The sequence below is a fragment of the Mesorhizobium sp. LjNodule214 genome (genome assembly GCF_964252735.1).
Lineage (GTDB): Bacteria > Pseudomonadota > Alphaproteobacteria > Rhizobiales > Rhizobiaceae > Mesorhizobium.
Window position 1 is genome coordinate 2,007,336 of the sequence record NZ_CAXUPE020000001.1, and the last position, 25,151, is coordinate 2,032,486.

The 25,151-nt window shown below is 60.9% G+C and carries 23 protein-coding genes and 2 pseudogenes; 22 read left to right on the forward strand and 3 right to left on the reverse strand.

From position 1 onward, the window contains the following. Positions 1 to 10 precede the first annotated feature (10 nt). Positions 11 to 1,093: a Gfo/Idh/MocA family protein gene (locus ACSQ3Z_RS09525; protein WP_436171034.1), complete on the forward strand. Its 1,083-nt coding sequence runs from the start codon at positions 11 to 13 to the stop codon at positions 1,091 to 1,093. A 59-nt stretch (positions 1,094 to 1,152) separates the two neighbouring features. Here ACSQ3Z_RS09525 and ACSQ3Z_RS09530 read toward each other — a convergent pair whose 3' ends face one another. Further along, positions 1,153 to 1,275 carry a hypothetical protein gene (locus ACSQ3Z_RS09530; RefSeq protein ID WP_436171035.1) on the reverse strand — a complete coding sequence of 41 codons (123 nt, stop codon included), beginning with the start codon at positions 1,273 to 1,275 and terminating at the stop codon, positions 1,153 to 1,155. On the opposite strand from ACSQ3Z_RS09530, the gene ACSQ3Z_RS09535 reads away from it, so the two are divergent. The 6 genes from ACSQ3Z_RS09535 to ACSQ3Z_RS09560 all read left to right on the forward strand — a co-directional run bounded on the left by ACSQ3Z_RS09535 (position 1,274) and on the right by ACSQ3Z_RS09560 (position 7,020). Next, positions 1,274 to 2,392 (forward strand): MFS transporter, encoded by a 1,119-nt coding sequence (locus tag ACSQ3Z_RS09535; protein WP_436171036.1) that lies wholly within the window; start codon positions 1,274 to 1,276, stop codon positions 2,390 to 2,392. The genes ACSQ3Z_RS09530 and ACSQ3Z_RS09535 overlap by 2 nt on opposite strands. Before the next feature lie 119 nt (positions 2,393 to 2,511). Beyond that, positions 2,512 to 3,219, forward strand: coding sequence for a hypothetical protein (locus ACSQ3Z_RS09540; protein WP_436171037.1), 708 nt, complete (start codon positions 2,512 to 2,514; stop codon positions 3,217 to 3,219). A 484-nt stretch (positions 3,220 to 3,703) separates the two neighbouring features. Continuing rightward, a complete protein-coding gene (locus tag ACSQ3Z_RS09545) occupies positions 3,704 to 4,711 on the forward strand; it encodes a glycoside hydrolase family 3 N-terminal domain-containing protein (RefSeq protein WP_436171038.1) in 1,008 nt (335 codons plus the stop codon). A 75-nt stretch (positions 4,712 to 4,786) separates the two neighbouring features. Next, positions 4,787 to 5,191 carry a VOC family protein gene (locus ACSQ3Z_RS09550; protein ID WP_436171039.1) on the forward strand — a complete coding sequence of 135 codons (405 nt, stop codon included), beginning with the start codon at positions 4,787 to 4,789 and terminating at the stop codon, positions 5,189 to 5,191. A 287-nt stretch (positions 5,192 to 5,478) separates the two neighbouring features. Continuing rightward, on the forward strand, positions 5,479 to 6,264 hold the full coding sequence (locus tag ACSQ3Z_RS09555; protein WP_436171040.1) for a helix-turn-helix transcriptional regulator: 786 nt from the start codon (positions 5,479 to 5,481) through the stop codon (positions 6,262 to 6,264). Between the two features lie 141 nt (positions 6,265 to 6,405). Continuing rightward, positions 6,406 to 7,020: a hypothetical protein gene (locus tag ACSQ3Z_RS09560; RefSeq protein ID WP_436171041.1), complete on the forward strand. Its 615-nt coding sequence runs from the start codon at positions 6,406 to 6,408 to the stop codon at positions 7,018 to 7,020. Positions 7,021 to 7,661: 641 nt separating this feature from the next. Here the strand turns inward: ACSQ3Z_RS09560 and ACSQ3Z_RS09565 are convergent. Next, positions 7,662 to 7,874, reverse strand: a pseudogene (locus ACSQ3Z_RS09565) (TetR family transcriptional regulator); the annotation flags it as partial. A gap of 132 nt (positions 7,875 to 8,006) precedes the next feature. Here ACSQ3Z_RS09565 and ACSQ3Z_RS09570 point away from each other — a divergent pair. Continuing rightward, entirely contained in the window at positions 8,007 to 9,071 is a 1,065-nt protein-coding gene (locus ACSQ3Z_RS09570) for an efflux RND transporter periplasmic adaptor subunit (RefSeq protein ID WP_436171879.1), read from the forward strand. Continuing rightward, the gene (locus ACSQ3Z_RS09575) at positions 9,071 to 12,181 is read left to right on the forward strand and encodes an efflux RND transporter permease subunit (protein WP_436171042.1); all 3,111 of its coding nucleotides are present in this window, start codon (positions 9,071 to 9,073) and stop codon (positions 12,179 to 12,181) included. Before ACSQ3Z_RS09570 ends, ACSQ3Z_RS09575 begins: the two co-directional genes overlap by 1 nt. Before the next feature lie 126 nt (positions 12,182 to 12,307). Here ACSQ3Z_RS09575 and ACSQ3Z_RS09580 read toward each other — a convergent pair whose 3' ends face one another. Beyond that, entirely contained in the window at positions 12,308 to 13,300 is a 993-nt protein-coding gene (locus tag ACSQ3Z_RS09580; RefSeq protein WP_436171043.1) for a LacI family DNA-binding transcriptional regulator, read from the reverse strand. Positions 13,301 to 13,508: 208 nt separating this feature from the next. Between ACSQ3Z_RS09580 and ACSQ3Z_RS09585 the strand changes: the two genes are divergently transcribed. The 13 genes and pseudogenes from ACSQ3Z_RS09585 to ACSQ3Z_RS09645 all read left to right on the forward strand — a co-directional run bounded on the left by ACSQ3Z_RS09585 (position 13,509) and on the right by ACSQ3Z_RS09645 (position 25,143). Continuing rightward, positions 13,509 to 14,456 (forward strand): sugar ABC transporter substrate-binding protein, encoded by a 948-nt coding sequence (locus tag ACSQ3Z_RS09585; RefSeq protein WP_436171044.1) that lies wholly within the window; start codon positions 13,509 to 13,511, stop codon positions 14,454 to 14,456. 129 nt (positions 14,457 to 14,585) lie between these two features. After that, positions 14,586 to 15,704 carry an ABC transporter permease gene (locus tag ACSQ3Z_RS09590; protein WP_436171045.1) on the forward strand — a complete coding sequence of 373 codons (1,119 nt, stop codon included), beginning with the start codon at positions 14,586 to 14,588 and terminating at the stop codon, positions 15,702 to 15,704. Positions 15,705 to 15,706: 2 nt separating this feature from the next. Further along, complete coding sequence (locus tag ACSQ3Z_RS09595) at positions 15,707 to 16,507, forward strand: ATP-binding cassette domain-containing protein (protein WP_436171046.1); 801 nt, start codon at positions 15,707 to 15,709, stop codon at positions 16,505 to 16,507. 74 nt (positions 16,508 to 16,581) lie between these two features. Further along, positions 16,582 to 17,328, forward strand: a complete 747-nt coding sequence (locus ACSQ3Z_RS09600; protein WP_436171880.1) for a TIM barrel protein — start codon at positions 16,582 to 16,584, stop codon at positions 17,326 to 17,328. Between the two features lie 27 nt (positions 17,329 to 17,355). Beyond that, positions 17,356 to 18,378: a Gfo/Idh/MocA family oxidoreductase gene (locus ACSQ3Z_RS09605; RefSeq protein ID WP_436171047.1), complete on the forward strand. Its 1,023-nt coding sequence runs from the start codon at positions 17,356 to 17,358 to the stop codon at positions 18,376 to 18,378. Positions 18,379 to 18,443: 65 nt separating this feature from the next. Next, complete coding sequence (locus ACSQ3Z_RS09610) at positions 18,444 to 18,692, forward strand: RpiR family transcriptional regulator (protein WP_436171048.1); 249 nt, start codon at positions 18,444 to 18,446, stop codon at positions 18,690 to 18,692. After that, positions 18,640 to 18,849: pseudogene (locus ACSQ3Z_RS09615) on the forward strand (hypothetical protein); the annotation flags it as partial. The gene ACSQ3Z_RS09610 and the pseudogene ACSQ3Z_RS09615, both read left to right, overlap by 53 nt. A gap of 108 nt (positions 18,850 to 18,957) precedes the next feature. After that, a complete protein-coding gene (locus ACSQ3Z_RS09620) occupies positions 18,958 to 19,407 on the forward strand; it encodes a flavin reductase family protein (RefSeq protein WP_436171881.1) in 450 nt (149 codons plus the stop codon). Positions 19,408 to 20,321: 914 nt separating this feature from the next. Further along, positions 20,322 to 21,632: an ABC transporter substrate-binding protein gene (locus tag ACSQ3Z_RS09625; protein WP_436171049.1), complete on the forward strand. Its 1,311-nt coding sequence runs from the start codon at positions 20,322 to 20,324 to the stop codon at positions 21,630 to 21,632. A gap of 132 nt (positions 21,633 to 21,764) precedes the next feature. Continuing rightward, positions 21,765 to 22,640 carry an ABC transporter permease gene (locus tag ACSQ3Z_RS09630; protein ID WP_436171050.1) on the forward strand — a complete coding sequence of 292 codons (876 nt, stop codon included), beginning with the start codon at positions 21,765 to 21,767 and terminating at the stop codon, positions 22,638 to 22,640. Then, the gene (locus ACSQ3Z_RS09635) at positions 22,637 to 23,551 is read left to right on the forward strand and encodes an ABC transporter permease (protein WP_436171051.1); all 915 of its coding nucleotides are present in this window, start codon (positions 22,637 to 22,639) and stop codon (positions 23,549 to 23,551) included. Before ACSQ3Z_RS09630 ends, ACSQ3Z_RS09635 begins: the two co-directional genes overlap by 4 nt. Then, positions 23,548 to 24,651 carry an ABC transporter ATP-binding protein gene (locus tag ACSQ3Z_RS09640; RefSeq protein WP_436171052.1) on the forward strand — a complete coding sequence of 368 codons (1,104 nt, stop codon included), beginning with the start codon at positions 23,548 to 23,550 and terminating at the stop codon, positions 24,649 to 24,651. Before ACSQ3Z_RS09635 ends, ACSQ3Z_RS09640 begins: the two co-directional genes overlap by 4 nt. Before the next feature lie 15 nt (positions 24,652 to 24,666). After that, on the forward strand, positions 24,667 to 25,143 hold the full coding sequence (locus ACSQ3Z_RS09645) for a (2Fe-2S)-binding protein (RefSeq protein WP_436171053.1): 477 nt from the start codon (positions 24,667 to 24,669) through the stop codon (positions 25,141 to 25,143). Positions 25,144 to 25,151: the final 8 nt, after the last annotated feature.

The window sequence follows — 25,151 nt, forward strand, 5'->3', positions numbered from 1 at the left end:
AAGTGTTCCGATGGCCCTGCGCAAAGCGAAAAATACCAGACATGCGGGTTTGGCTCCGGCCGGGCCTCTGACGGTTGCCATTGAGGCCCTCGACGGTTTTGGCTGGGGTCTCATCGGCGCCAGCACCATCGCGCGCGAATACATGGTCGACGCGATCCGCCGCACCGGCGGCCGGCCCCTGAGCGTGATGAGCCACGACGGCGCGCGCGGCGCCGCCTTCGCGCGCGACCTCGACATTCCGGACTCCTGCTCCGATCTCGACGCGCTGCTCGCCAACCGGCGGATCGGCGCGGTCTACATCAGCTCAACCAACACGCAGCACCGACACCAGGTGCTGGCGGCGGCGGCGGCTGGCAAACATGTGTTGTGCGACAAACCGCTGGCCACCCGCTCCACGGATGCGCTGAAGATGGTGCGTGCGTGCGAGAAGGCCGGCGTGGTGCTTGCCGTCAACCACCATCTGCGGTCGTCACCGGTGCACCAGACGATGCAGCGGATGATCGCAGCCGGCGAGATAGGTGTCGTCCGCTCGCTGATGATCGTCCATGCCGGTTATCTCCGACCCGTTCTGCAATCATGGCGCATCAAGGACGCGGCCGAGGGCGGCATCTACCTTGATCTCAGCGTTCATAACATTGACCTCGCTTCGTTCCTGCTGGAGCAGACGCCGGTGACGGCGGTCGCGTTGGGCGCGGGCGTGGCGCTCGGTTCCAACACCGTGCACGATCATGCGATGTATGCGCTGAAGATGAGCGGCGGTACCTTCGTTCAGGTGCACGAGAGCTTCGTCACGCCTGACGTGGAAAGCCAGGTCGTAGCGCTCGGCTCGGAAGGAGCGCTGATCGCGGCCGGCACACTGGCGCAGCGTTCCACGGGAACGCTGACGCGGCGGGTGAATGGGCGCAACGAATCGATCCCGCTGCGGGCCAACGATCTCTACGCGGATACGGTCGAGCAATTCCTGGGTGCCATCGCTGGGACTGGCAGCCCTCGTGCCACGGGCCGCGACGGGCTGGCGGCGCTCGCTGGCGCTGAAGCCGTAGGAAAGGCTGCCGCGACCAGCAGGGCGGTTGCCATCAAACGTCACGAATAGGCGTCGATCCCGGCGAACAACGGATGGCGATCGGTGCCGTGGTCCCTTTGCAGGCGCATCTACCGGCTCGCCAGCCCTCTCATCCATGGGCCATGCCGCCACAACCGGCCGATCCCGTCGGCAAGCAGGATTCCAATGATCACCGCCGAGAAAAAGTCGCCGTCACGCTTGGCCTCCTTCATGGTTTTTCTTGCGGGCGGCATTGGCATCGGCGCGTGGGCCGCCAGCCTGCCGTCCATCAGCGCGGGGCTGCAGATTGACAAGGGCACGCTAGGCTTCGTGCTGCTCTGCTTCGCGACAGGCGCCATCATGACCATGACCAACGTCGGCCGACTGGTGCCGCGGTTTGGCACGCGCATCCTATGTCTGGTCGCCTGTACCGGCTTCGGGCTGGCGTTGATCGTTGCACCGCATGCGCCGAGCGTGATGTCGTTGGGGCTTGTCGTTGCCTTCGCGGGCGCCTCGTTCGGAGCGCTTGACGTGTTGATGAATACGGATGCGGCCTTCCTGGAGCGACGCGTCGGCCGCCATATCATGTCGTCCTTCCACGCATTGTTCAGTGTCGGCAATCTGGGGGGCGCCGGCATCTGTGGGCTGATCCTCTCTACTGGCGGCAATGTGCAGGCGTGCCTCGGCGTCACCGGAATGGGCGTGATCCTGTTCGGCGCTGCCGGTTGTTGGCTGAGCGAACCGCATGTGTCAGTTCGCAAGAATTCGAACGAAGGCGCGGCGCGGCTCGACCCCGTCCAGCGACGACGCCTGGTACTCGTCGGTGTGGTCTCGTTCCTGGCGTTGTTTTCGGAAGGGGCGCTGATGGACTGGACAGCCATCTATCTGGTCGGCAATGCCGGTGCGTCGGAGAGCACCGGCGCTTTCGGCTTTGCGGTTTTTGCCGGCATGATGGCGGTCGGTCGGGTTGTTGGCGACGCTATGGCCATTGCGTTCGGGCCGGCACGGCTGTTGCGGCTCGGGGCCGCGACAAGCGCTCTTGCGCTGGTGGTGATCCTTGGCATCTCGACGGTGCCGGTCATCTTCCTGGCGCTCATCTTGTGCGGTTTCGGCATCGCCAATGTGGTGCCGTTACTGTTTGCCGCAGCTGGGCAGATCGGCGGCCATGCGGCAGGCTCGGCGATGTCGCTCGTCGCCACGCTCGGCTATGCTGGCCTGCTCGTCGGCCCGGCTTTCATCGGCATGCTGGCCCAGGCCACCTCACTGCGCGCCAGCCTGTGGGTGGTGTTCGTCGCCTTGGTCGTCATCGCACTGGGTGCCAGCGCGACCCGCCCACACAGGTCAGCCTGACGCTAACTGACGCATAATTCGCTTGCTTCTGCGCCAGGAATACGCTCGCCGCGAAATTGAACGGCGAGGTGGAGCGTGGTTCCATCCGCCAGAGTTGGACGCATGGAATTAGGATACCGATGGCTTATCAAGAGAACGCATGTCGCAATCTGGCTTTTGCCGATGATTTCATCTCGGCGTCATTGGTCGACAATGTGCGCGACTTCGCCGTGGAAGACGGTGTGGTCGTCAACCTTTCGCCAAAGCCGATGGTGACGTCGGGATCGGCCGTGCCTGGCATCGTGCCGGCCTGGAAGTCGACCGCGCTCAAGGGGGCGAAGATCGTCAGCGCAGAGCGTGCGGCGGTGCTGAAGATGAACAAGACAACTAACCTCGGCGGCGTTGCCCTGCGCGGCTGGGACTGGCTCGGCAACCGGATCAGGAGCTTTCCGCGCGACACGCCCCTCTACATCTCGGCGCAGGACACGATCGGCACCGTGAGGACCAATCCTCTCGCCTTTACCAACGAGAATCCGACTGTCGCGGCAAATCAGGAGTTCGAGCTGAAGCTAAACCTGTGGTGGTCGCCGGGAGAGACCGACTGCTTCATCCACAATGAGCACCCGTTCCTCGAAGTGCACACCCAGATCCATGGTCTCGGCCGCATGCAGAAATTCCATGAGCGGGAGCAGTCCGCGCTCTATGAGGATATCATGATGCCGGTTGGCTACACGCATGACCCATTCTGTCGCGTCGCCGGCAAGAACCGGTGGGAGTATCCGTGGCATCGCTATTATGCGGACACGGACTCGATCTGGTTGGCTATCGAGTTGCACCCGATTTCCTAGATGGCTGTCCCGGCGCTGGAGAGGGCCGTGTTCTGCCTATTGCATGGAAAAGCCAATGTTGAATCGAACCCGAAAAAGGCCTTCAATTCCAATCGCAGCTCTGGCGAGCCTGATATTGTTTTCCTTGGCGGGGTCATATTTTTTCGGGGGAAAAATCGTGGCTTTCATAAACCGCACAAATCAGGAGAACGTTGAGTTATCCAGAATTAAGTGCTTGGCGTATTCTGAAGTATCCCATGCGTATAGCGAGCAACTTTGCGAAGCGCCCGTTGACGCGGAATAAGCGCGAGAAGAAGTCTGTGGTCAACGCAAGGCCAGCGCCTCGGGGCGGGATGGAATGATATCGCTCAGACGCGCGGCTGCCGCAAGCGCCGGGCGGAACGTCAGAAAACCGTGACTGTATCCAAGCTTCAGGCCGAAGCATTCTCATGCGCACGGCCGCGGCAAATTCTCTGGTTCGAACACATTTGCAAGGGACAAGACCGTGGACAGCATCGAACGCAACGCCCGCGCGGTCCTCCTTCCCGCTATCGACAGTCTGGAATTGACTGATGATTTGAAGCGCTATTTCGACGAAGGTGGCCGATCTCTGCTGCTCGGCGAGACACGGGCCGAATATGTTTCGCGTCGAATGAGCGATGCCAGACGCGCCTCTGAAAGAGCGGAAGACTTCCGCGGTCTGGCTGGCGAAGTGGCCAGCCGCGCCGACAGGGTGATGATCGCGCTTGATCAGGAACCAGCCGGAATCGAACGTCTCCATGGACTGGCGCCAAGCTTTGGTGATCAGGCGGAGCTGCTCTCGATGCAAGATGAGGCCATTCGCCAACGTGCGCAGGAAATTGGCCGGAGGGCCAGGGAACTTGGGGTGGGAATGTTCCTCGGTCCCGTGGTCGATGTCCTCACTGGTCGCAATCCCTGGCTGCATGGACGAACGCTTGACACGGATGCGCTTCAGGTTGCTCGCATCACGAGGGCGTTCATCAGCGGGGTCCAGAGTGCCGGCGTTCTGGCTACGGCCAAACACTTTCCCGGCCACCATGACGTCACAGGTGACCCGGCAATCGAACTCGCGGATGTTCGAGGGACAGCAGAAGATCTTCTCCCGGGATTTGACGTTTTCCGCTCGGCGATCCAGGCCGGCGTGCGCGCGATCATGACCGGCCCGGCGCTGGTGCCCGCCGTCGATCCGGAATGTCCGTCCTCTCGCTCGGAGAAAACCATCAATATGCTGCGCCGCGATTTTGGCTTTACCGGCATTATCGTCAGTGACGATATTGATGCCGTTGCAATGCTGCGAGGCCTCTCTGATGGCGAAACCGCGGTCGCCGCCGTGAAAGCGGGTGCCGACCTCATCCTTCTTCCGGCAGCCGGGATTGAGGAGATTGCCAGGCACATCGTCGCGGCAATTCGATCAGGAGACTTGCCTGAACACCGGTTGGCCGACGCGGTACGAAATGTGGAAACCAACAGCGATGCCCTGGACGTCCATTAGACCGTGCTCGACCGTCGTGATGATCGGATGTGACGGGTCAAATCTGTTCGAAACATTCTGGTCCGGATCGTCGGCATGGTTGCCATGAATGCGAAAGTTGCGCATGCGGCACTTTGGACCGCCGACCTGGAAACATCCGCGGCTTTCTGGTCACGCTATTTCGACGCCAAGATCGGCGAGCGGTATGAAAGTCGGCGGCGCCCAGGCTTCGCATCTCGCTTCGTGGAATTGGACAGTGGACCATCCATCGAATTGATGACCGGTCCGTGGGTTGCCGATGACATGGCGCGCGCCGGCGCGGAAGTTCCGGGCTGGGCGCATATCGCCGTCTCCGTCGGTTCACATGAAGCTGTAGATACCCTCGCCAGACGACTTGATGAAGACGGCCTGCTGGTCTCGCATCCGCGCATGACCGGAGATGGCTACTATGAAGCGGTCGCCCGAACACCGGATGGCTCGCTGGTGGAGATCACGTCCTGACTTCTGTGAGGCGGGTGCAAAGTTGGCTCTGGCGCAATCTCGACGAGGCTCGCGATCATGCGGCGCAGTCAGGTGTGCATTGGGTAGATGCGCCTGTCGGCTCCACCTCGAATTGCCCGGTGTTCTTGCAGGCAACGATGAAGCGATTGTCAAGACTGTCTTGGAGCAGTTCAGCGACGTTGGACCCTCTCGCCGATGCGGGTAGCTGGATGTCTCTCGCGCCGAAACGACCGGGGACCGACTTCAACCATCTCCATTGTTTGCGAGATTTGTGGCATAGAGGCCGTATGCAGATCTCGGGCATTGGCAGGATCATCTTCTGGTCTGGCGGAAGTCTTTGGATCGGGCAAGCAGTTGGCCCGATTGAGTGTCACTCCCACCATGCCATTCAGGTCAGCATGGGCCTATCCGATCGCGTGCAATTCCGAACGAGTGATGCGGCGGCTTGGGTATCCAATGGCGCGGCTTTCATTCCGTCCGACCTTGCGCACTCGTTCCAGGCACCGGGCAAGACGGTTGCCAACCTCTTCTGCGAGCCCGAGTCGGCGCTGGGCCGCGCCCTTTTGGCCCGTTTTGGAGGCGACCATATCGTTGGAATCCCTACCGTCGACATAGCGCCACACGCCAAGGCTCTTCGTTCTGCGTTCGACGACGGAAACCTCGACGAAGAGCTCGAGGATATCGCGCTGGAGACGCTTTACGCTCTTTGCGGAGGTGTTCCGGCAAGCCTGGTCGATCAGAGGATTATTCGCGCCACCGCCTATATTGCTGCAAAACTGGGGGAGCCGCTCATGCTCGAAGCGGTGGCCCATCATGTTGGGCTCTCCGCGGGGCGCTTCAGACACCTTTTCGTCGAGGAAACGGGCATCTCGTTCCGAGCCTATCTTCTTTGGACGAGGCTCAATCGAGCGCTCGAACTCGGCTTCGGGGGAACGTCTTGGACCGATGCAGCTCATGCGACGAACTTCGCGGATTCTGCCCATCTGAGTCGAACGACGCGTCGGATGTACGGGCTCGCTCCAAGTTCGCTGCGCCAGCAACCTCCCTCGGCATCCCGACCGATGACGGCTTAGCCCCCTCATTCAAGTCTAGTTCAGGCGACAGGTCTATCGAGTTCGTGCAAATCGCAACTCGAGGAACATCGCCATGTTTGCCAAATTCTCCGAACGCCATCTGCTGAACGCCAACGACTCATTCGGCGTGGAGCAGGCGCGATGATTGAAATAGCGGCGCTTCGCCAGCATCTGTCGCTCGAGCAGCGGAGTCTCACCGAGATCGCTACCGGCCTGTCGGTCACTGCGATGGTCGGCGCGACGCTCTACAATCTCGGTTTCTTTGCGCCGGTTGAGTGGAGCCTCATCTCCGTGCTTACCGTGCAAGACCTCTTGATCGGAGCATCGATCGCACTGCTCCCTATGTCGGTCGCGGCGTGGCTAGCGCTGCTCATTGCTCGTTTCATTGCGGATGCGCCAAGGCGCCGAATGCGCACGATAGTGATCTCAATCGGGCTGATTGCGCTCGGCCTCGCTGGGTCCTGGTACTTCTATGAGGGACCTCACCAATCGACTGGGGGTCATCTTGCCTTTGCCTATCTGCCGCTCGCTGGCCTAGCGGCCATTGCCAATCTGATATTCAGGACGCGAACCGTCGGTCTGGTTTGGCTCGCCTTCTCATTGATTTACGTCCCCTTTTGTTGCGGCGCCGCTGATAGTCTTCGTACCATCTCCAATATGTCGGCCGCGACAACCGAGGTCGAGACCGACAAGGGGGTGATCAGTGGTCGGATTCTGAGGATGACCTCGGGATTCGCCATCATCTTTGACGGGTAAGCCATTGTGGTATTGCCTCTGAACAAGGTCCGAAACATGCGGCGACTGTACACCGCCACGCCTGAGATCGACTACCTGAAGGGCGGCATGCCGGGCTGACCTAAGCTCTAGCATTCTGACGCCGGGACGCTCGTTAATGCTAGTGCGTCCGACGCCGGCAAGCCGAGCGTAGGCTGTCGCGATCTGTTCGGTGCAAGCAATCGAATAGAATTATCCGGGTCGATTTTGACACCTCCAAAATCAGGCCAAATTTCGTGATAAATCGCTGCGGTCAGACGTTCCAACTTGAGGTGCTCTTGGATTGATTTAAGATAGGAGTAGCCAAATTCGATCGTGAAAGCCTCGCGGAACCATACGAAACGATACGGGAAGACTTCTGATTTTGACCCACGAAAAAGCTAGTGAAATCAATAATTTTAGGATGTCCTCCGGGCCACCAATACTTTAACTTATTGATTTTGTTATACTTTTTGGGATGTTTAAGGTCGCGTTTTGGACTCGACCCCCCCATCGAGAACTGGAGGTTCATAGGTGGAGGCTGTGGGTTTCGTAATCGTACGCGAGGTGCTTGGCGACACAACGACACAGTTCGGCGCGACGCTTCCTTGCCGAGCCGGAAGTTCTGATCCAAACCGCTCGCTCTGGGTGGCGCTCTCCATCGCTCGCCTGGACGCCTGCGCCGCCAGGTCGTCCTTTGACTCGAATTGCTTGTAAAAGGCGCCCTGGGTCAGCCCGGCACCCTTCATCAGATCCTTGAGGCCGATGCCGTCAAAGCCGCGCTCCCGAAAAAGGCGGCTTGCCACATTGATCACGGTCTCGCGGTTTTCTGCGGCTTGAACGCGGCTCACGCGCATCGTCGATCTCCTATTTTTTGATTGCGTTCGTAATCTATAATCGATATAGAGGGCGAACGCAATCTATTTTGAGATGAGGCGACGAGCGTGAAAAAGAGAACCGTTATCGTATTGGGATCGACCCTCACGGCGATGTCATGGGCGGCGGCATTCGCCACGCTTGCTACTCCTGCGCAGGAAGCCCCTTTGGTGACCGACCCGAGGCAGGAAGCACCATTCGTCAGATTGGTGTCGGCAGCGCCGGTGACCGGATCAGAACGCGGCTTCACCGGCATCATCGGGGCGAGGGTGCAGAGCAATCTCGGCTTTCGGGTTCCCGGCAAGATCGTGGAACGGTTGGTGGACGTCGGTCAGGAGGTCAAAGCCGGTCAGCCGCTGATGCGGATTGACGATACCGATCTGCGCCTTGCGCTTTCGGCGAAACGCAATGCCGTTGCGGCAGCGCGTGCAACCGTCGTTCAGACACAGCCGGATGAACGGCGCTACGCCAGCTTGCTCGGCAGTGGGTGGGTTACACCCCAGCGCTACGAGCAGGCGAAGGCTGCGATGGATACAGCCCAAGCGCAACTTGCCGCCGCCGAAGCCGATGCACGGGTCGCTGAAAACGAGGCGGCCTATGCAGTCCTGTTGGCGGACGCGGATGGAACGGTGGTTGAAACGCTCGGCGAGCCGGGGCAGGTCGTGGCTGCCGGCCAGCCAATGATCCGGATCGCCAAGGCCGGCCCCCGCGAAGCGGTTGTCGCGCTTCCCGAAACGATCCGGCCGGCGATAGGCTCGGCAGCCGAGGCCAGCGTGTATGGTGGCGATGAACGTCGCTATTCAGCGCATCTGCGGCAGCTGTCGGACTCCGCCGATGCCCAGACCCGCACGTATGAGGCGCGCTATGTGCTCGACGGTGAGGCTGCCGCAGCACCGCTTGGCGCGACGGTAACCGTTCGGCTCGCAAGCCAGGTGAAACAGCCGGAGGTCCAGGTGCCACTGGGAGCCGTGCTCGATGACGGCCGCAAGACTGGCGTTTGGGTGTTGGACAGCGCCAGCTCAACTGTACACTTTCAGCCCGTCCAGCTTGTTCGTGTAACCAGCGAGACCGCTGTGATCTCCGGATTGAACTCCAACGTTCCCATTGTGTCGCTCGGCGCCCACCTCCTGCAGGAGGGCGCTCGCGTCCGGACCGAGTCCGAAAGCGGGAGCAACTGATGAGCTTCAATCTGTCCGCGATCGCCGTTCGCGAACGCGCCGTCACCCTGTTCTTCATCCTCTTGCTGGTGGCTGCTGGTGCCTACGCCTTCCTCATGCTCGGCCGGGCCGAGGACCCTAGCTTCACCATCAAGACCATGACGGTTACGACGGCATGGCCGGGCGCGACGGCGCTCGAGATGCAGGATCTCGTCGCCGAACCGTTGGAGAAGCGGCTTCAGGAATTGACCTGGTACGACAGGGTGGAGACGACCACACGGCCAGGTTATGCGTATATGACGGTCACGCTGAAGGACAGCACACCGTCATCCGTCGTGCAGGAGGAGTTCTACCAGGCTCGCAAGAAGCTCGGGGATGAAGCCCGAAACCTGCCGCCCGGCGTCTTTGGCCCCTTCGTCAACGACGAATATTCGGATGTGAGCTTCGCCCTTTATGCGCTGAAGGCCAAGGACATGCCGATGCGGGAACTGGCGCGGCAGGCGGAGGTGATCCGCCAGGACCTCCTGCACGTGCCCGGCGTCAAGAAGATCAACATCCTTGGTGAACGTCCCGAACAGATATTCGTCGAGTTTTCCTACGCCAAGCTGGCAACCCTCGGCGTGTCGGCACAGGACATCGTCGCCGCCTTGCAGCGGCAGAACACCGTCACGCCCGCAGGCTCGATCGACACCCAGGGGCCGCGGCTCTTCATTCGGGTCGACGGCGCCTATGACAGCGTTCAGGCGATCGCCGACACGCCGATTGTCGCCGCGGGGCGGACACTGAAGCTCTCCGACATCGCCGAGGTCAGCCGCGGCTATGAAGACCCTCCCACATACCTCATCCGGCGTCAGGGCGAGCCCACCATCATGCTCGCGGCGGTCATGCAGGAAGGCTGGGATGGTCGCGCGCTCGGCAAGGCGCTGGAGGACAGGACTGCCACGATCGCAAAGACACTGCCGCTTGGGATGACGTTCGACAAGGTGTCCGATCAGGCCGTCAACATCACCTCGGCGGTTGACGAATTCATGTTGAAGTTCGCGATGGCGCTCGGCGTCGTGCTGCTGATCAGCCTGCTCAGCATGGGCTGGCGCGTCGGCATCGTCGTGGCGGCTGCCGTCCCTCTGACGCTCGCCGTCGTGTTCCTCATCATGCTGGAAACCGGCCGGTTCTTCGACCGCATCACGCTCGGTGCCCTCATCCTGGCGCTTGGTCTTCTCGTGGACGACGCCATCATCGCCATCGAGGTGATGGTGGTGAAGATGGAAGAGGGCATGGACCGCATCAAAGCGGCGGCCTATGCATGGAGCCACACCGCGGCGCCGATGCTATCCGGAACGCTGGTGACGATCGCCGGCTTCGTGCCGGTGGGTTTTGCGCGCTCGACGGCCGGCGAATACGCCGGCAACATTTTTTGGGTCGTGGGGTTCGCCCTGATTGTCTCCTGGATCGTCGCGGTGGTCTTCACGCCCTATCTCGGTGTCAAGATGCTGCCCGCGATCAAACCGGTCGAAGGCGGTCACCACGCTATTTACGACACGCCTAACTATCGACGCTTGCGGCGGCTCATCACCTTTGCCGTACGCCATAAGTTCGTAACCTGCGGTATCGTTGGCATCGCCTTCGCCCTTTCCGTCGTCGGTATGGCCGGCATCAAACAGCAGTTCTTCCCGACATCCGACCGCCCCGAAGTGTTGGTGGAGGTTCGCCTGCCGGAAGGTGCCAGCATCGAGACGACGACCGCCGCAGTCGAGAAGCTTGAACATTGGCTGGACAGCCAGCCCGAGGCCAAGATCGTCACCAGCTATGTCGGTCAGGGCGCCCCCCGCTTCTTCTTCGCGATGGCCCCGGAACTGCCTGATCCTGCCTTTGCCAAGATCGTCGTGCTGACCCCGGACGCCGAAGCGCGTGAGTCTTTGAAGCACCGGCTCCGGGAGGCGGTGGCGCAAGGGCTTGCGCCCGAGGCGTATGTCCGCGTTACGCAGCTCGTGTTCGGCCCCTACACGCCGTTCCCGGTCGAGTTCCGGGTCATGGGACCCGATGCGACGCAACTCTACAGCATTTCCGAAAAGGCCCTCGACATCATGCGGGGCGTCCCGGATGTGCGACAGGCCAACCGCGACTGGGGCAATCGCACGCCCGTGCTTCGCTTTGTCCCAGATCAGGATCGACTGAACCTCATCGGCCTCTCGCCGGCGGAGGTGGCCCAGCAACTGCAATTCCTTCTCACCGGCATCCCCGTTACGCAGGTTCGCGAGGACATCCGCAATGTCCCCATCGTGGCACGCAGCGCCGGCGGCGAGCGGCTGGATCCGGCACGTCTGGCGGATTTCTCGCTCGTGAGCCGAGATGGCCGCTCGATTCCGCTCGACCAGATCGGGCATTCGGAAATCCGTCAGGAGGAGCCAATCCTGAAGCGCCGCGATCGCACGCCCGTTGTCACGATCTGTGCGGACATCAATGAGGCGACCCAGCCTCCGGAGGTCTCCAAGCAGATCATGAAGGCCCTTCAGCCGCTGATCGCGTCCCTTCCGGTCGGCTATCGCATCGAAATGGGCGGATCGATCGAAGAGGCTGAAAAGGCCAACACCGCGCTAGGCAAGGTCTTCCCGGCCATGATAGCCGCCATGTTGATCGTCATCATGCTGCAGGTGCGATCCTTCTCGACGATGTTCATGGTCATGCTGACGGCGCCGCTTGGCCTTGTCGGCGTCGTGCCGATGCTGCTCACCTTCCACCAACCCTTCGGGTTCAACGCCATTCTGGGCATGATAGGACTGGCCGGCATCCTGATGCGCAATACGCTGATCCTGACCGAACAGATCAAGGAGAACCGTGCTGCCGGCATTGACGACTATCACGCGGTCATCGAGGCCACGGTGCAACGCACACGGCCCGTCATTTTGACGGCACTTGCAGCCGTGCTCGCCTTCATCCCCCTCACGCACTCCGTCTTCTGGGGTTCAATGGCTTATACGCTGATCGGCGGAACGGCCGCCGGCACGGTGTTGATCTTGCTCTTCCTTCCCGCGCTCTACACTGCATGGTTCCGGATCAAGCCGACTGCGGGTGAGAGCCAGGAGGTGTCGACGGAGCAACCGGAACCGCAACTAGCAATGGCTGCCGAGTAGGCACTGTTGTCGAGCCTCGTTTGTCTACACGGGCGACTGGCGGATTCGCTTTGTCGATGCGAGCAGCTGACGGCGGGACATCCGGGGAGTGCTGATGATTTTGAGCGCTGCCTCGCACGCCTTCGGTCAGCTGGACGTCCGCACAATCAGCCGCCCCGGCAAATAGGTTGTCGCTTTCTCCCGGTGGCCCAGAAGCATGGCGATCATGACGTCAACCATTTCGGACTCCGGCTGCTCATAAGTCGTGAGGTCGTAGGTCGGGGATCCTGAAAACGCCGTGTTGTCGAAACCGACGACGGCAATGTCCTGCGGTATTCTCAATGCGTATTCGCTGCGGATCACGTCCATGGCGCCGAACGCCAGCGCATCGTTCTCACACATCAGCACATCGATGCGTTCTCCCGCCGGTGTTCTCTCGAGATAGGCACGCGCCGCTTCCGCGCCGGCATCGACGCTGTAGCGTTCGGCCGCGATTTCCATCAAGTCGACATCGCGCTCCCGACGCCAGAATTCCTTGAATTTGCGGCGTCGTCCGAGCGCCGTCGACAATGTTTTCCGCCCCGCCATGAAACCCGGTCGGCGGTAGCCCCGCGCCAGAAGATGGCGGCCGATTTCCTCCATGGCGATATCGGTATCGCAGGTAATCGCCGGCACACCCTCGATCTGGCAGTCCCTGGCCACGACGAAAAGCGGGGCGCCGTCGCGTCCGAGTTTTCGATCGTTCAAAGTCTCGTCACGAAAAGCGGTGCCGAACAGAACGATCGCATCGACCTGGCGCTGATCGGCGTTGAGGATTGCGTGGATGTGATTGTAGTGGTCGTTGATGTTGATCAGGACCGCCAGCAATCCTTCGGCCTGCAGCCCTAATGTCAGCTTTGCCAGGAAGGGAAGCTTGTGGGGGTTCTCGAAGTCGTCGACGAGAACTGCGACCTGATGCGTCAGGTTGGTGGCGAGGCTGCGTGCCAGAAGGTTGGGGCGGTAGTTGAGTTTCTCGGCGGCGGCCAGCACCTTCGCCTTGCTCGCCTCCGTGATCGATGCGCCCTGCGTGAAGGCCCGTATCACGGTCCATTTGGATACGCCCGCCTCCGCTGCCACGTTCTGAGCCGTCGCCCGCTTCATGCCCGAGTCTCCTGCCTTCGGAATGTATATTCCATATTCTCGAAACTCGAAATGAACAGTTGATTTTTCGACAGCGCGATTTTATAACGCATCTAGTTTGCTACCGGTAGCAAGAAAGTTTGCACCCGATAGCAGACGCGCCGTGTGGGGCGCAACAATCGTGCTCGTGCCAGGAGGCGCGGGGCATTCTTTTGGGAGGAGTTCTGAAATGAAGTCGTTTCTTCGTAACATCATGCTTGGTGTGGCGTTCGCGGGCGCGCTTGGCGCCGCTTCGAGTGCCGCCTCTGCCAAGGACATTTCCATCATTGCCGTGACTCACGGCCAGGCCAACGATCCTTTCTGGTCCGTGGTCAAGAACGGCATGGCGGCTGGCGCCAAGGATTCCGCCGTACATATCGACTACCGCGCACCGGAAACCTTCGACATGGTGGCCATGAGCCAGCTCATCGATGCGGCGGTCAACCAGAAGCCTGATGGCCTGATCGTCTCGATCCCGGATTCTTCGGCATTGGGGCCATCTATCCAGAAAGCTGTTGCCGCCGGCATTCCGGTCATCTCGATCAACTCGGGCTCCGATGTTTCGAAGTCGCTGGGTGCGCTCCTGCATGTCGGTCAGGACGAATACAGTGCCGGCAAGGCGGCCGGCGAAAAGCTGAAGGAACTGGGTGGCAAGGTCGCAATCTGCGTCAATCAGGAAGTCGGCAACGTAGCGCTCGACCTGCGCTGCAAGGGTTTCTCCGATGGCTTTGCTGGCAGTGCCACGGTGTTGCCGGTTTCCAATGATCCGGCTGATGTTCGTGCAAAGGTGAAGGCCGCGCTCAGCGCGAATGCTGAAGTCGACACCATCATGGCACTCGGTGCCAGCACCGCAGGCGAGCCGTCCCTGGCTGCTGTTGCCGATGCCGGCATGACCGGCAAGGTCAAGGTGGCCACATTCGACCTTTCGGCAGACTTCCTGAAGGCTGTCGCCGCCGGCGATGCTGCCTTTGCCATCGATCAGCAGCAGTTCCTGCAGGGCTATCTGCCCGTGGTCTTCCTCGCAAACTATGCCAAGTATGGTCTGATCCCCGGCGGCAATGTGCCTTCTGGTCCGAACCTGATCACCAAGGACAAGGCGGCGCAGGTCGTCGAACTCTCGGCTCAGGGCATCCGCTAACCCAAGACTGCTGAACGCGTGATCGTCGGCAATCCCTCCCCGGTTTCGGGGAGGGCCTTCGGCTGACGACATGGGCGATGAGGATTGCCCGCGATGCTTCAGCAGACTTGCAATCCATTGGGAGGTATCATGGCTGCGGAACAGAAAGCTGCGGATGCGGCAAAATCCGACGAACGCATCAGGCAGGTGGGAATTCTCACACAGCTGATGCGTCGCCCCGAGCTCGGCGCTGTTGCCGGTCTCGTGCTGGTGGTGATCTTCTTCTTTTTCACCGCCGATCGTTCGATGTTTTCGCTCTCGGGCGCAATGACGATCCTGGCTCCTGCGTCGCAGTTGGGAATTCTCGCCATCGCCGCCGCCTTGCTGATGATCGGTGGCGAGTTCGACCTGTCCATCGGTTCGATGGTGGCTTTCTCTGGTCTGATCTTCGGTTCTGCATTGACCAATTTCGGTCAGCCCGCCTGGATGGCCATCATCTTGACGATGCTGCTGGCCGGTGCCATGGGCGCGGTCCATGGGCAGATCGTCATCAGAACCCGATTGCCTTCGTTCATCGTGACGCTTGCATTCCTCTTCATTCTGCGCGGCTTGACCCTCGTTGGCCTCAAATGGGCGACCGGCGGCTCGACACAGCTTCGCGGGATAAATGACCTCGTTGGCGACGGACCTCTGAAGCGGCTGTTCTCCGGAGTTGCCTTTCAGGATCTCTTCAGCTGGCTTGCTGAACACGGCCTGATCGAGAAATTCGACAATGGGGTGCCGAAAGTAACCGGCGTACCGGTGTCCGTCGTCTGGTTCGTGGTCATTGCCGGCGTCGCAACATGGGTGCTTTTGCGCACTCGTGTCGGCAACTGGATCTTCGCGGCCGGTGGTGATCCCAATGCCGCGAGAAACTCCGGTGTGCCGGTCGATCGCGTGAAGACGGGGCTTTTCGCCCTGACGGCATGCGCCGCAGCGCTCGTCGCTATCATCACCGTGCTCGATGCCGGCTCGACCGACGCGCGCCGCGGCTTCCAGAAGGAATTCGAGGCGATCATCGCCGCCGTGATTGGCGGATGCCTGCTGACGGGTGGCTATGGCTCGGCGATCGGCGCCTTCTTCGGCGCTATCATCTTCGGCCTTGTCTCCATCGGCCTGACCTACACCAAGTTCGACTCCGACTGGTTCCAGGTGTTCCTCGGCTCGATGCTGCTGCTGGCCGTCCTCTTCAACAGTTTCATCCGCCGCAAGGTGACCGGGGAGCGTTGATCATGGCTGAGAGCAAAGTGGAAACTGTCCCCCCGGTCATCGAAGTCCGGGACATCGTAAAGCACTATGGTTCCGTCATCGCGCTTTCGGGTGTCTCGATGAAGGTGTCGCAAGGCGAAGTCCTGTGCCTGCTTGGTGACAACGGCGCCGGAAAATCCACCTTGATCAAGACCCTTTCGGGCGTGGTCCGCCCGTCCAGCGGCGATTTCCTGGTCGATGGCAAACCGGTCGCGTTCACCAGCCCACGGGATGCGCTCGATGCCGGCATCGCGACCGTCTACCAAGATCTGGCGATGATCCCGCTGATGTCGATAACGCGCAATTTCTTCATGGGTCGCGAGCCGCTCAGGGGTTTTCCGCCGTTCCGCAACATCGATTTCCGTCACTGCGATCAGGTGACTCGCGAGGAAATGCACAAGATCGGCATTGATGTTCGTGATCCGAGCCAGGCGGTCGGAACGCTTTCGGGCGGCGAGCGGCAGTGCGTGGCAATCGCGCGGGCCGTCTATTTCGGGGCCAAGATCCTGATCCTCGACGAGCCGACATCGGCGCTCGGCGTCGCCCAGACTTCCATGGTCCTGAAGTATATCCATCAGGTTCAACAAAAAGGCCTGGGCGTGATTTTCATCACCCACAACGTCCGCCACGCCTTCGCGGTCGGCGATCGCTTCACGGTTCTCAACCGCGGCAAGACGCTGGGCACTTTCGACAAGGGCGCGGTCTCCATCGAGGAACTGCAGAACCTCATGGCCGGCGGCAAGGAACTGCAGGTGCTCGCCGGCGAGCTCGGCGGCACAGTCTGACCCGCAAAATTCAGGAATCGACCTTGACCACAACAACCACATCCTCGCCATTCACGTTCGCAGTTTGCGCCGAGATGGTGTTTCGCTCCCTGCCGGTGCTTGAGCGTCTGAAGCGCATCACCGAGCTCGGCTTTCAGGCTGAGATCTGGGACTGGACGAAGCATGACATCGCAGCGATCGCGAAGTCCGGTGCCACCTTCTCCTCGATGACCGGCTATGTGACGGGCACGCTTGCCGACGATGCCGGCGCCGACGAGCTTCTGCGCACCGCGCGGCTCTCGGTCCCCGTTGCGAGGGAACTGAACTGCCCGCGTCTCAATCTGCACGGCACCGGGCTCGACGGGCAGGGCCTGCCGATCGTCAAGTCCGAGGTTGTTTCCGGGGCCATGTGGTTGAAAGCCGCCGATACGCTCAGGCGGATCGCCGATCTCGGAGAAGAGGGAGGTGTCACCTTTGTCCTCGAAAACCTCAACGAGGCCGTCGACCACCCAAAGACGCCATTCGCCAAGGCCGCCGATACGATCGCGTTGGTGGCCGCTGTCAATAGGCCGTCGCTGAAGCTCAATCTCGACCTCTATCACGCGCAGATCGGGGAGGGGAATCTCATCGAACTGTGCCGCCAGGCGCTTCCCCACATCGGCGAGATCCAGATTGCCGACGTCCCAGGCCGCAAGGAGCCGGGAACCGGCGAGATCAACTATCCCGCGATCGCCCGGGCACTCAATGAGATGGGCTACCGCGGAACGATCGGAATGGAGGCCTGGCCTTCGGCCGATGACGAACTCGCGCTCGCGCGCTTCCGCAACGCCTTCTCAATCTAGCCAGACGACAGAATTCAGGAGTATTCCATGCCCAACCATCGTCCCGTCAACATCGGCCTCATCGGTGCAGGGCGCATTGGATCTTTCCACGCCGAAAGCGTCGCCCGTCGCCTTTTCGACGCCGATCTCGTCGCCATCGCCGACCCGGCGCCCGGCGCCGCCGAGAAACTGGCCGCCAGGCTCGGCGCGCCAAAGGCCTATACGAGCGTCTCCGAACTTCTCGCCAACCCCGAGATTGAAGGCGTCGTCATCGCGACGCCGGCGCGCTTCCATACCAGCGTCGTCGTCGAGGCGGCAAAGGCCGGAAAGGCGGTGTTCTGCGAAAAGCCGATGGCGCTGACGCTTGAAGAGGCGGATCAGGCGATAGCCGCCACTGCGGCTGCAAAGGTGCCGCTTCAGGTCGGCTTCAACCGGCGCTGGGACCAGGCCTTTCACGAGGGGCGCACCGCCATCGACGCCGGCAAGGTCGGCTCGGTCCAGCTGCTGCGCTCGCTGACGCGAGATCCCGGACCGTACGGCGGTGATCCGGCCAAGACGCCGTTGTGGACGATCTTCTACGAAACGCTGATCCACGACTTCGACACGCTTTTGTGGCTCAACCCGGCGGCGAAACCGGTCGAAGTCACCGCCATTGCCGACGCGCTGGTGCGCCCGGACTTCGCCGGCCGGGGTTTTCACGATACCGCCGTTGTCACCATCCGCTTCGACAACGGTTCGATCGCGGTCGCGGAAGCGAATTTTTGCGCCATGTACGGCTACGACATCCGCGGCGAGGTCTTCGGCTCGGGCGGCATGGTGACGATGGGCGATGTGCGTCGCTCCTCCATGACGCTGTACGACAACAATGGCGTCTCGAACGACACCTGGCGGCGCGACACCGATCACTTCGTGCACGGCTATACGGCGCAGCTCGCCTCCTTTGTCGAAGCGACGAGGACCGGCACCGTTACCGGCCCTACCGGTAAAGACGCCCGCAACGCGCTCGCCATTGCGCTTGCCAGCATCAAGTCGGTTTCGGAGCGACGGACAGTCCAACTTTCAGATGTCTGACGGACAGCGATGGAGGCGGAGTGAAACGAATGCCAAGACATTTGCGCGTTTTGGACACTCCGCCTTTGAGTCTCGAGGAACTGAGGCGAGCGATCGCCACACGTCAGGTAACCTTTTCTCATCACGTTGAGAGTGTGGCGAGGAGGGTTCTGGCCGAGCCGGAACTCATGGCCTTCGAAAGTGCTCCCCGGATCGCCAAGCATATCGGCGTATCCACTTCCACCGTGATCCGCTTCGTCACCCATATTGGGTTCCGCAACTTTGCCCAGGCGCGCGGAATTTTCCAGACAGAGCTTCGACGTCGTTTCAACTAGGAGACACATAACCGCGGCGGTATCCAATTTATGGCGCTGTTCTTTCGACCCGTTTCGGAAATGTTCAAGCCGCGTCACCCGTGTCGGCCCGGTCGGAGCAGGCAGTCTAGCCAAGCTGGCGAACCAGCTGATCGTCGCTAGTAACATTTGTGCGGTCGCCGAAGCGTTGCTGCTTGCCGAAAGAGGTGGCGCCGACTGCGCCACGCTTACCCATAGGAAGCGCCGGACCCGTGGTCGAGTCGATCGCTGTCCGCTGAAATTTGCGATGCGACACCTGGCCGGAGCCGTCTCCGTGGTGACTGCAGGTATTGGCGACGAACGGACGGGCGCAACAGTTACCACCGCCCACTCCTTGTCGGTCGAACCGGAGGTGATGGTCGTCAGCATCAATCTGAGCTCGTCGACATGGACGGCCATCAGCCGGCATCGGCATTTCTGCGTGAATGTGCTGCGCGCCGACCAGATTGCGATTGCCGACCGTTTTGCTGGCCGCGGCGGCCTCAAGGGGCAGGCGCGTTACGAGGGTGCACGCTGGTCCACCCTTGCAAGCGGTGCACTGGCACTCGACGGGGCGCTTGCCGCTGTCGACTGCACGGTTGAGGACACGATTATCCGCCACAGCCACGCACTCATCCTCGGCAGCGTTCGGCATGTGGTGAGCGAAGAGCCCGGTCCGGCACTAATCTATCATCACGGCGCATATGGGTCATCGTGAGCGCTGTCGGTTCTCCGCGTCAGGATCGAACTCCTGGTCCTCTCGTGGCGCAATGTGTTAAGGTTGCCAAACCTTGAACCCTCCCAGAGTGAGAGTGGGCCTCCAACGAAGTGCTGGTATTTTTGTTGGCACTTTCTGAACCTCTGTGAATGGCATTGATTTATTGATCTATGGCGGGCTCCCGAGGGCCGCCAGTCGATTTGCTATACAAGACGGGCGACGTGAAAGGGATCGAACTGCCGCCTGACTTGAGGGAAACATCCCGGTCCAGAGCCAAACCTCAGCAATTGTGTTTCCGAGCGTTCGATCACCGACCAGATTGCGGTGACTCTGCACCTGCGGCGCCCACGCTGCGAAACCAGTCAAGCTTGGCGAAGCGTTTTGCGCGTGACATTTGGGACATGAAGCGAAGACATCAATCGTGTGTGAGGTGGCTAAGGCGCGGCTCTTGAAGCGGTCTGGTTTCCTGTCGAATCGACGTGATACGGGCGACGACAAACTCTGTGAAAATGCTCTTCGACCCAGCCCACAAACGCATCGCGTGGGAGATTGATCAGGAAATGTTCGCATCTGCACTAACGTTCAACATGGATCAGCTACTGTAGATCCGGCGGAGATGCGCCTTGAAATTTTCTTTCACACAGCGACTGCGAGTCCTCGACTGACGGATTCGCCAATTTGCTGAATTTTCCGGCAGAAAAGCCTGGTGAAGTTGCGCCTCTGCATATGTTTTGGCAAAATTGTGCCTGCCTGTGCCCACATCAGCGGCAGATAAGCTTTGCTTATGATTGGAATTTTCACTTCTAATTTGGCGCATCGCGCAAAAACTATATCCTGCTCCCAGCAGACAGCCAGACATCGAAAGAATGTGGATTGCCGACGAGAGGTTCGGCATGCAGGGGAAGGGTTTGACCATGAAACAGGTGAAAGAGTCGACGAATTCACTGACAAGAAGAAAGTTTCTTAGAGGCAGCGCGGCCGCTGCCGGGGCTGCCGTCGGATCCGGTGCGATCGGCGGGTTTCCGACGATCTGGGCCCAGGAAATCAAGGACATTGAACTGCGCCATCTCGGCGTTTCATACTCGGTGGTGAAGGCAATCGGCGACCAGGCCGCCAAGGATCTCGGCTTCAAGGTGACGATGCAGAATCTCGACACCTCGGCAGCCATCAACCGCTTCATCACCCAGCCGAATTCGGTCGATATCGCCGACCTCGAAGGCTGGCAGGCCAAGCTCGCCGCCAAGCGCGGCGTGATCCAGGGCATTGAAGCCAAGAGGATCAAGGAATTCGACAATTTCCTGCCGATCTTCACCAAAGGCGAACTCGACGGGCACAAGATCCCGCGTCAGGGTATCTCCCCCTATGAGGCGCTCTACATCGAGAAGCCGGAGTCCACCGAACTGCATGACGGCGTCACCGAATGGCTGACAAATGTGCCGCAGGTCTACAATGCCGATTCCATTGGCTACCGTCCCGATCTGGTCGGCCATCCGGTCACCGAATGGAAGGAATTGATCGACCCGAAGTTCAAGGGCAAGGCGGCGATCCTCGACGTGCCGGCGATCGGCATCATGGACGCCGCCCTTTGTTTCGAGAGCGCCGACCTGATCAAGTACGGCAACAAGGGAAACATGACCAAGGCCGAGATCGACTTCACCATCGACAAGCTGATCGAACTGAAGAAGTCGGGCCACTTCCGCGCCACCTGGACCACATTCGACCAGTCGGTGCAGCTGATGGCGGCCGGCGAGGTGATCATCCAGTCGATGTGGTCGCCGGCCGTTGCCGCGGTGCGCGTCAAGGAAATTCCTTGCGTTTATGCTCCAGTCAACAAGAAGGGCGACAAGGAAGGCTATCGCGGCTGGTGCAACGGCATGGGCCTGATGAAACATCTCACCGGTAAGAAGCTCGACGCGGCCTATGAATATATGAACTGGTACATGTCGGGCTGGCAGGGCGCCTTCGTCAGCCGCTACGGCTATTACAGCCCGGTCCCCTCCACGGCGAAGAAGTTCATGACGCCGGCCGAATACACCTTCTGGTACGAGGGCAAACCGGCGCCGGAAGAGGTCAAGGATCCTTATGGTGTGCCCATGGAGAAGGTGGGCACCGTCCGCGACGGCGGCTCCTTCGTCGAGCGCGTCACCAACATCTCATGCTGGAACACGCTGATGGACGAGGCGGCCTATATGAACAAGCGCTGGAACGACTTCAAGGTCGCCTGAGGCGCTAGACCTTTGAGCACGATCTTCTCCAAAAACCGGTTTCCACTTTCCGGGATCATGCTCTAGCCCCAACCGGATCGGGCGCGCCGTGCCCGATCCATACCTTCATCCGAAAATCTTCGGAGAGCCGCGATGGCGCAAAGCGCTGCGTTCAAGCGAAATCTGGCCGGATGGGCCTATGTGGCCCCGCTGGTCGTCGTGCTGATCCCGTTCTTCGTGCTGCCGCTGATCGCCGTGGTGGCCGCGAGCTTTTTCGAGACCGACGGCTTCGGCGGATTGTTCCCGGCCTTCAACCTCGACAATTACACCGAGATCCTGACTTCGGAACTGACGTTCAATCTCTACTACGAGACGATCAAGTTCACTGTGTTGACCTGGTTCTTCAGCCTCCTCATCGGCTTCTTCGTCGCCTATTTCCTCGTCTTCCATGTCAGGAACCAATTGCTCGCGCTTGGGCTGTTCCTGCTCTGCACCGTGCCGTTCTGGACCTCGAACATTATCCGGATGATTTCCTGGATCCCCTTGCTCGGCAAGGAAGGGCTGGTCAACGAGGCTTTGCTCAAACTCGGCCTGATCGACCAGCCACTCGAATTCCTGCTGTTTTCGAGTTTCGCGGTGGTGGTTGCCTATGTCCACCAGCTGACGATCTTCATGATCGTGCCGATCTTCAACGCCATGGGCCGCATCGACAAGCGCGTCGTCGAGGCCGCACTGGATGCCGGCGCCAGCCGCTTCGACATCATGCGGCTGATCATCGTGCCGCTGTCGAAGAGCGGCATTGCCCTCGGTTCGATCTTCGTCATCTCAATCGTCATGGGCGACTTCTTCGTGGTCAAGGTGATGTCGGGTGGCGGCTCGGCGTCGGTCGTCGGCGCCTTCTACGAGGACATCTCGGTCCTGCAATATCCGACCGCCGCGGCGAGTGCTGTTCTGCTGACGATAATCCTCGTCATTGCGGTTGGGCTGATCATCCGCTTCGTCGATATCCGCAAGGAGATCACGCGGTGAGCCTGGCCCGCGTCTCGGACGAGGTCGCCACCAGCGCACCGGCGCGCAGGAGCCGGGCGATCGCGCCAGCCAGTGGACACCGGCCGTGGACCTTCTACGTGCTTGCCACCCTGTTCACGGTCTACCTGCTGGCGCTCTACGGTCCGATGGCCTGCATCTATATCCTTTCCTTCCAGGATCTGCGCGGCGGGCTGGTCTTCCCTATGAAGGGCTTCTCGCTGCACTGGTTCGTCGACCTGTTCACGCAGGTCCGCACCGGCGACGTCCAGGGCTCCTTCGAGCGCTCGTTCGAGCTTGCGCTGGTGGTCACGGTGCTGACCGTGGTCGTGTCCTTCCTGGCCGGACTTGGTTTTCGCAAACGCTTCGCCGGCGACACGGTCGTTTTCTATATGATGATCGGAAGCCTGGTCGCTCCCGGCCTGGTGCTTGGCATCGGCGTCGGGCTCATCTTCAACGCAGTCGGCATCGACGCAAGCCTGTTCACATCGGCGCTTGGCGCGCAGCTTACATGGACGCTGCCTTTTGGCGTGCTGGTCATGTTCGCCGTCATGTCACGCTTCGACCATGCCTGGGAGGAGGCGGCACGCGACCTCGGCGCCTCGCCATGGCAGACGATCCGACTCGTCGTGATCCCGGTACTGGCGCCCGGCATCGTCGCCGTCGCGCTGTTCGGGTTCACGCTCTCCTATGATGAATTTGCCCGGACGCTGCAGACGGCCGGCTCGCTCAACACGCTGCCCCTGGAGATCTGGAGCATGACGCTGAACATCACCTCGCCGGCGCTCTATGCGCTTGGCACCGTTACCACGATCGTCTCTTTCATAGTCATCGGCGCAAGCCTGGGCACGATCGCCTTCATCCAGAAACGGCGTGAGGCGCGCGCCCCCGGCCATCGGGGAGGTGCGGCATGAGCCTCGGCAAGGGCCATATCGAGATCGCCGGCGTCGCCAAGAGCTATGACGGCTTCACCTATGCGGTCGACGGCGTCAATCTGAAGATCCCGGACGGCGCCTATTGCTGCATTCTAGGCCCGTCCGGCTGTGGCAAGACCACGATCCTGCGCATGATCGCCGGCCATGAAGATCCGACCGTCGGCGAGATCCTGATCGGCGGCGAGAATGTCGTCGGCCTGCCGCCGGTCGAGCGCCGCACGGCGATGATGTTCCAGTCCTACGCATTGTTTCCGCATCTCACGGTTCGCGACAACATCGCCTTCGCGCTCAGGGTTCGCGGACTTTCGAAGACCGCGCGCTACGCCAGGACCGACGCCATGATCGAGAAGGTGCGGATGACCGAGTTCTCCGACCGTCTTCCGGCGCAGCTTTCCGGCGGCCAGCAGCAGCGCGTGGCGCTGGCCCGCGCGGCCATCACCGAACCGCGGGTGCTGCTGCTCGACGAGCCGCTATCGGCGCTCGACGAACATTTGCGCATCAGGATGCGCGCCGAGCTGAGGCGCATGCAGCGCGAACTCGGCATCACCTTCGTCCATGTCACCCACACCCAGCTTGAGGCGATTGCGCTCGCCGACATGGTCGTGGTCATGGAAAACGGCAAGATCAAGCAGTCGGGTCCGGCGCGCGAAATCTATGCCGCACCGAAGGATCGCTACGTCGCGGAGTTTCTTGGCGGGCAGAATGTGCTGAGCGGCAAGGTCGGCAAGATCAACGGCACGCGGGCGATGATCGCGAGCACCGAGATCGCCGGCGTTCAGATTCCGATGCACGCCGGTGCCCGGCTTGAGGCCGGCCAGGCAATCGACATCGCGGTGCGGCGCGACGATGTCGAGCTCTTCCGCAAGGATACGGCACTCTCCGAGGACATGGCGTCGGTGCCGGCGACGATCCTCGGCATCGAGTATCAGGGCAATTTTGTCAAGGTGATGCTGGACGCGGCCGGCGAGGAGGAATTCGTCGCCTATGTGCCGGAGCGCCGTTTTTTCGGGAATCCGTTCGAAGTTGGCGACAGCGTGCTTGCGGCATGGCTGATCGACCGCGCACATTTGCTTGCCTAGAATTTGGAGCCCGTCATGGAAATCAGTCTCACGCTCAATGCACGCCCGATCAATGTTTCGGTCGAACCGGCGATGCTGCTGGTTGAGCTGCTGCGCGAGCAGCTCTCGCTGACTGGAACGCATGTTGGCTGCGACACCAGCCAGTGCGGCGCTTGCCTGGTGCATTTCAATGGCGAGTCCGTGAAGAGCTGCACCATGCTGGCGGTCTCTGCGGATGGCGGTTCGGTGATGACGGTCGAAGGCCTGGCGGGTGCCGGGCAGGCGAAGGTGCATCCGATGCAGCAGGCCTTCCATGAAAACCACGGGCTGCAATGCGGCTTCTGCACGCCGGGCATGCTGATGAGCGCGGTCGACCTCGTCGGACGCAATCCCGACCCGAGCGAGACACAGGTGCGGGATTGGCTGGAAGGCAATCTCTGCCGCTGCACCGGCTACCACAACATCGTCAAATCGGTGATCGCTGGCGCTGCCGCCATGCGCGATGCGAAGTGAGGGGCTTA

Bases quoted from the DNA above. Each gene is read 5' to 3' on its own strand.
- ACSQ3Z_RS09560 (WP_436171041.1), top strand. From the start codon at position 6,406: ATGATTGAAATAGCGGCGCTTCGCCAGCATCTGTCGCTCGAGCAGCGG.
- ACSQ3Z_RS09535 (WP_436171036.1), top strand. From the start codon at position 1,274: ATGGTTTTTCTTGCGGGCGGCATTGGCATCGGCGCGTGGGCCGCCAGC.
- ACSQ3Z_RS09570 (WP_436171879.1), top strand. From the start codon at position 8,007: ATGTCATGGGCGGCGGCATTCGCCACGCTTGCTACTCCTGCGCAGGAA.
- ACSQ3Z_RS09585 (WP_436171044.1), top strand. From the start codon at position 13,509: ATGAAGTCGTTTCTTCGTAACATCATGCTTGGTGTGGCGTTCGCGGGC.
- ACSQ3Z_RS09540 (WP_436171037.1), top strand. From the start codon at position 2,512: ATGGCTTATCAAGAGAACGCATGTCGCAATCTGGCTTTTGCCGATGAT.
- ACSQ3Z_RS09625 (WP_436171049.1), top strand. From the start codon at position 20,322: ATGAAACAGGTGAAAGAGTCGACGAATTCACTGACAAGAAGAAAGTTT.
- ACSQ3Z_RS09620 (WP_436171881.1), top strand. From the start codon at position 18,958: ATGCGACACCTGGCCGGAGCCGTCTCCGTGGTGACTGCAGGTATTGGC.
- ACSQ3Z_RS09630 (WP_436171050.1), top strand. From the start codon at position 21,765: ATGGCGCAAAGCGCTGCGTTCAAGCGAAATCTGGCCGGATGGGCCTAT.
- ACSQ3Z_RS09640 (WP_436171052.1), top strand. From the start codon at position 23,548: ATGAGCCTCGGCAAGGGCCATATCGAGATCGCCGGCGTCGCCAAGAGC.
- ACSQ3Z_RS09580 (WP_436171043.1), bottom strand. From the start codon at position 13,300: ATGAAGCGGGCGACGGCTCAGAACGTGGCAGCGGAGGCGGGCGTATCC.
- ACSQ3Z_RS09550 (WP_436171039.1), top strand. From the start codon at position 4,787: ATGGTTGCCATGAATGCGAAAGTTGCGCATGCGGCACTTTGGACCGCC.
- ACSQ3Z_RS09555 (WP_436171040.1), top strand. From the start codon at position 5,479: ATGCAGATCTCGGGCATTGGCAGGATCATCTTCTGGTCTGGCGGAAGT.
- ACSQ3Z_RS09525 (WP_436171034.1), top strand. From the start codon at position 11: ATGGCCCTGCGCAAAGCGAAAAATACCAGACATGCGGGTTTGGCTCCG.
- ACSQ3Z_RS09590 (WP_436171045.1), top strand. From the start codon at position 14,586: ATGGCTGCGGAACAGAAAGCTGCGGATGCGGCAAAATCCGACGAACGC.
- ACSQ3Z_RS09575 (WP_436171042.1), top strand. From the start codon at position 9,071: ATGAGCTTCAATCTGTCCGCGATCGCCGTTCGCGAACGCGCCGTCACC.
- ACSQ3Z_RS09605 (WP_436171047.1), top strand. From the start codon at position 17,356: ATGCCCAACCATCGTCCCGTCAACATCGGCCTCATCGGTGCAGGGCGC.
- ACSQ3Z_RS09645 (WP_436171053.1), top strand. From the start codon at position 24,667: ATGGAAATCAGTCTCACGCTCAATGCACGCCCGATCAATGTTTCGGTC.
- ACSQ3Z_RS09530 (WP_436171035.1), bottom strand. From the start codon at position 1,275: ATGAAGGAGGCCAAGCGTGACGGCGACTTTTTCTCGGCGGTGATCATT.
- ACSQ3Z_RS09595 (WP_436171046.1), top strand. From the start codon at position 15,707: ATGGCTGAGAGCAAAGTGGAAACTGTCCCCCCGGTCATCGAAGTCCGG.
- ACSQ3Z_RS09600 (WP_436171880.1), top strand. From the start codon at position 16,582: ATGGTGTTTCGCTCCCTGCCGGTGCTTGAGCGTCTGAAGCGCATCACC.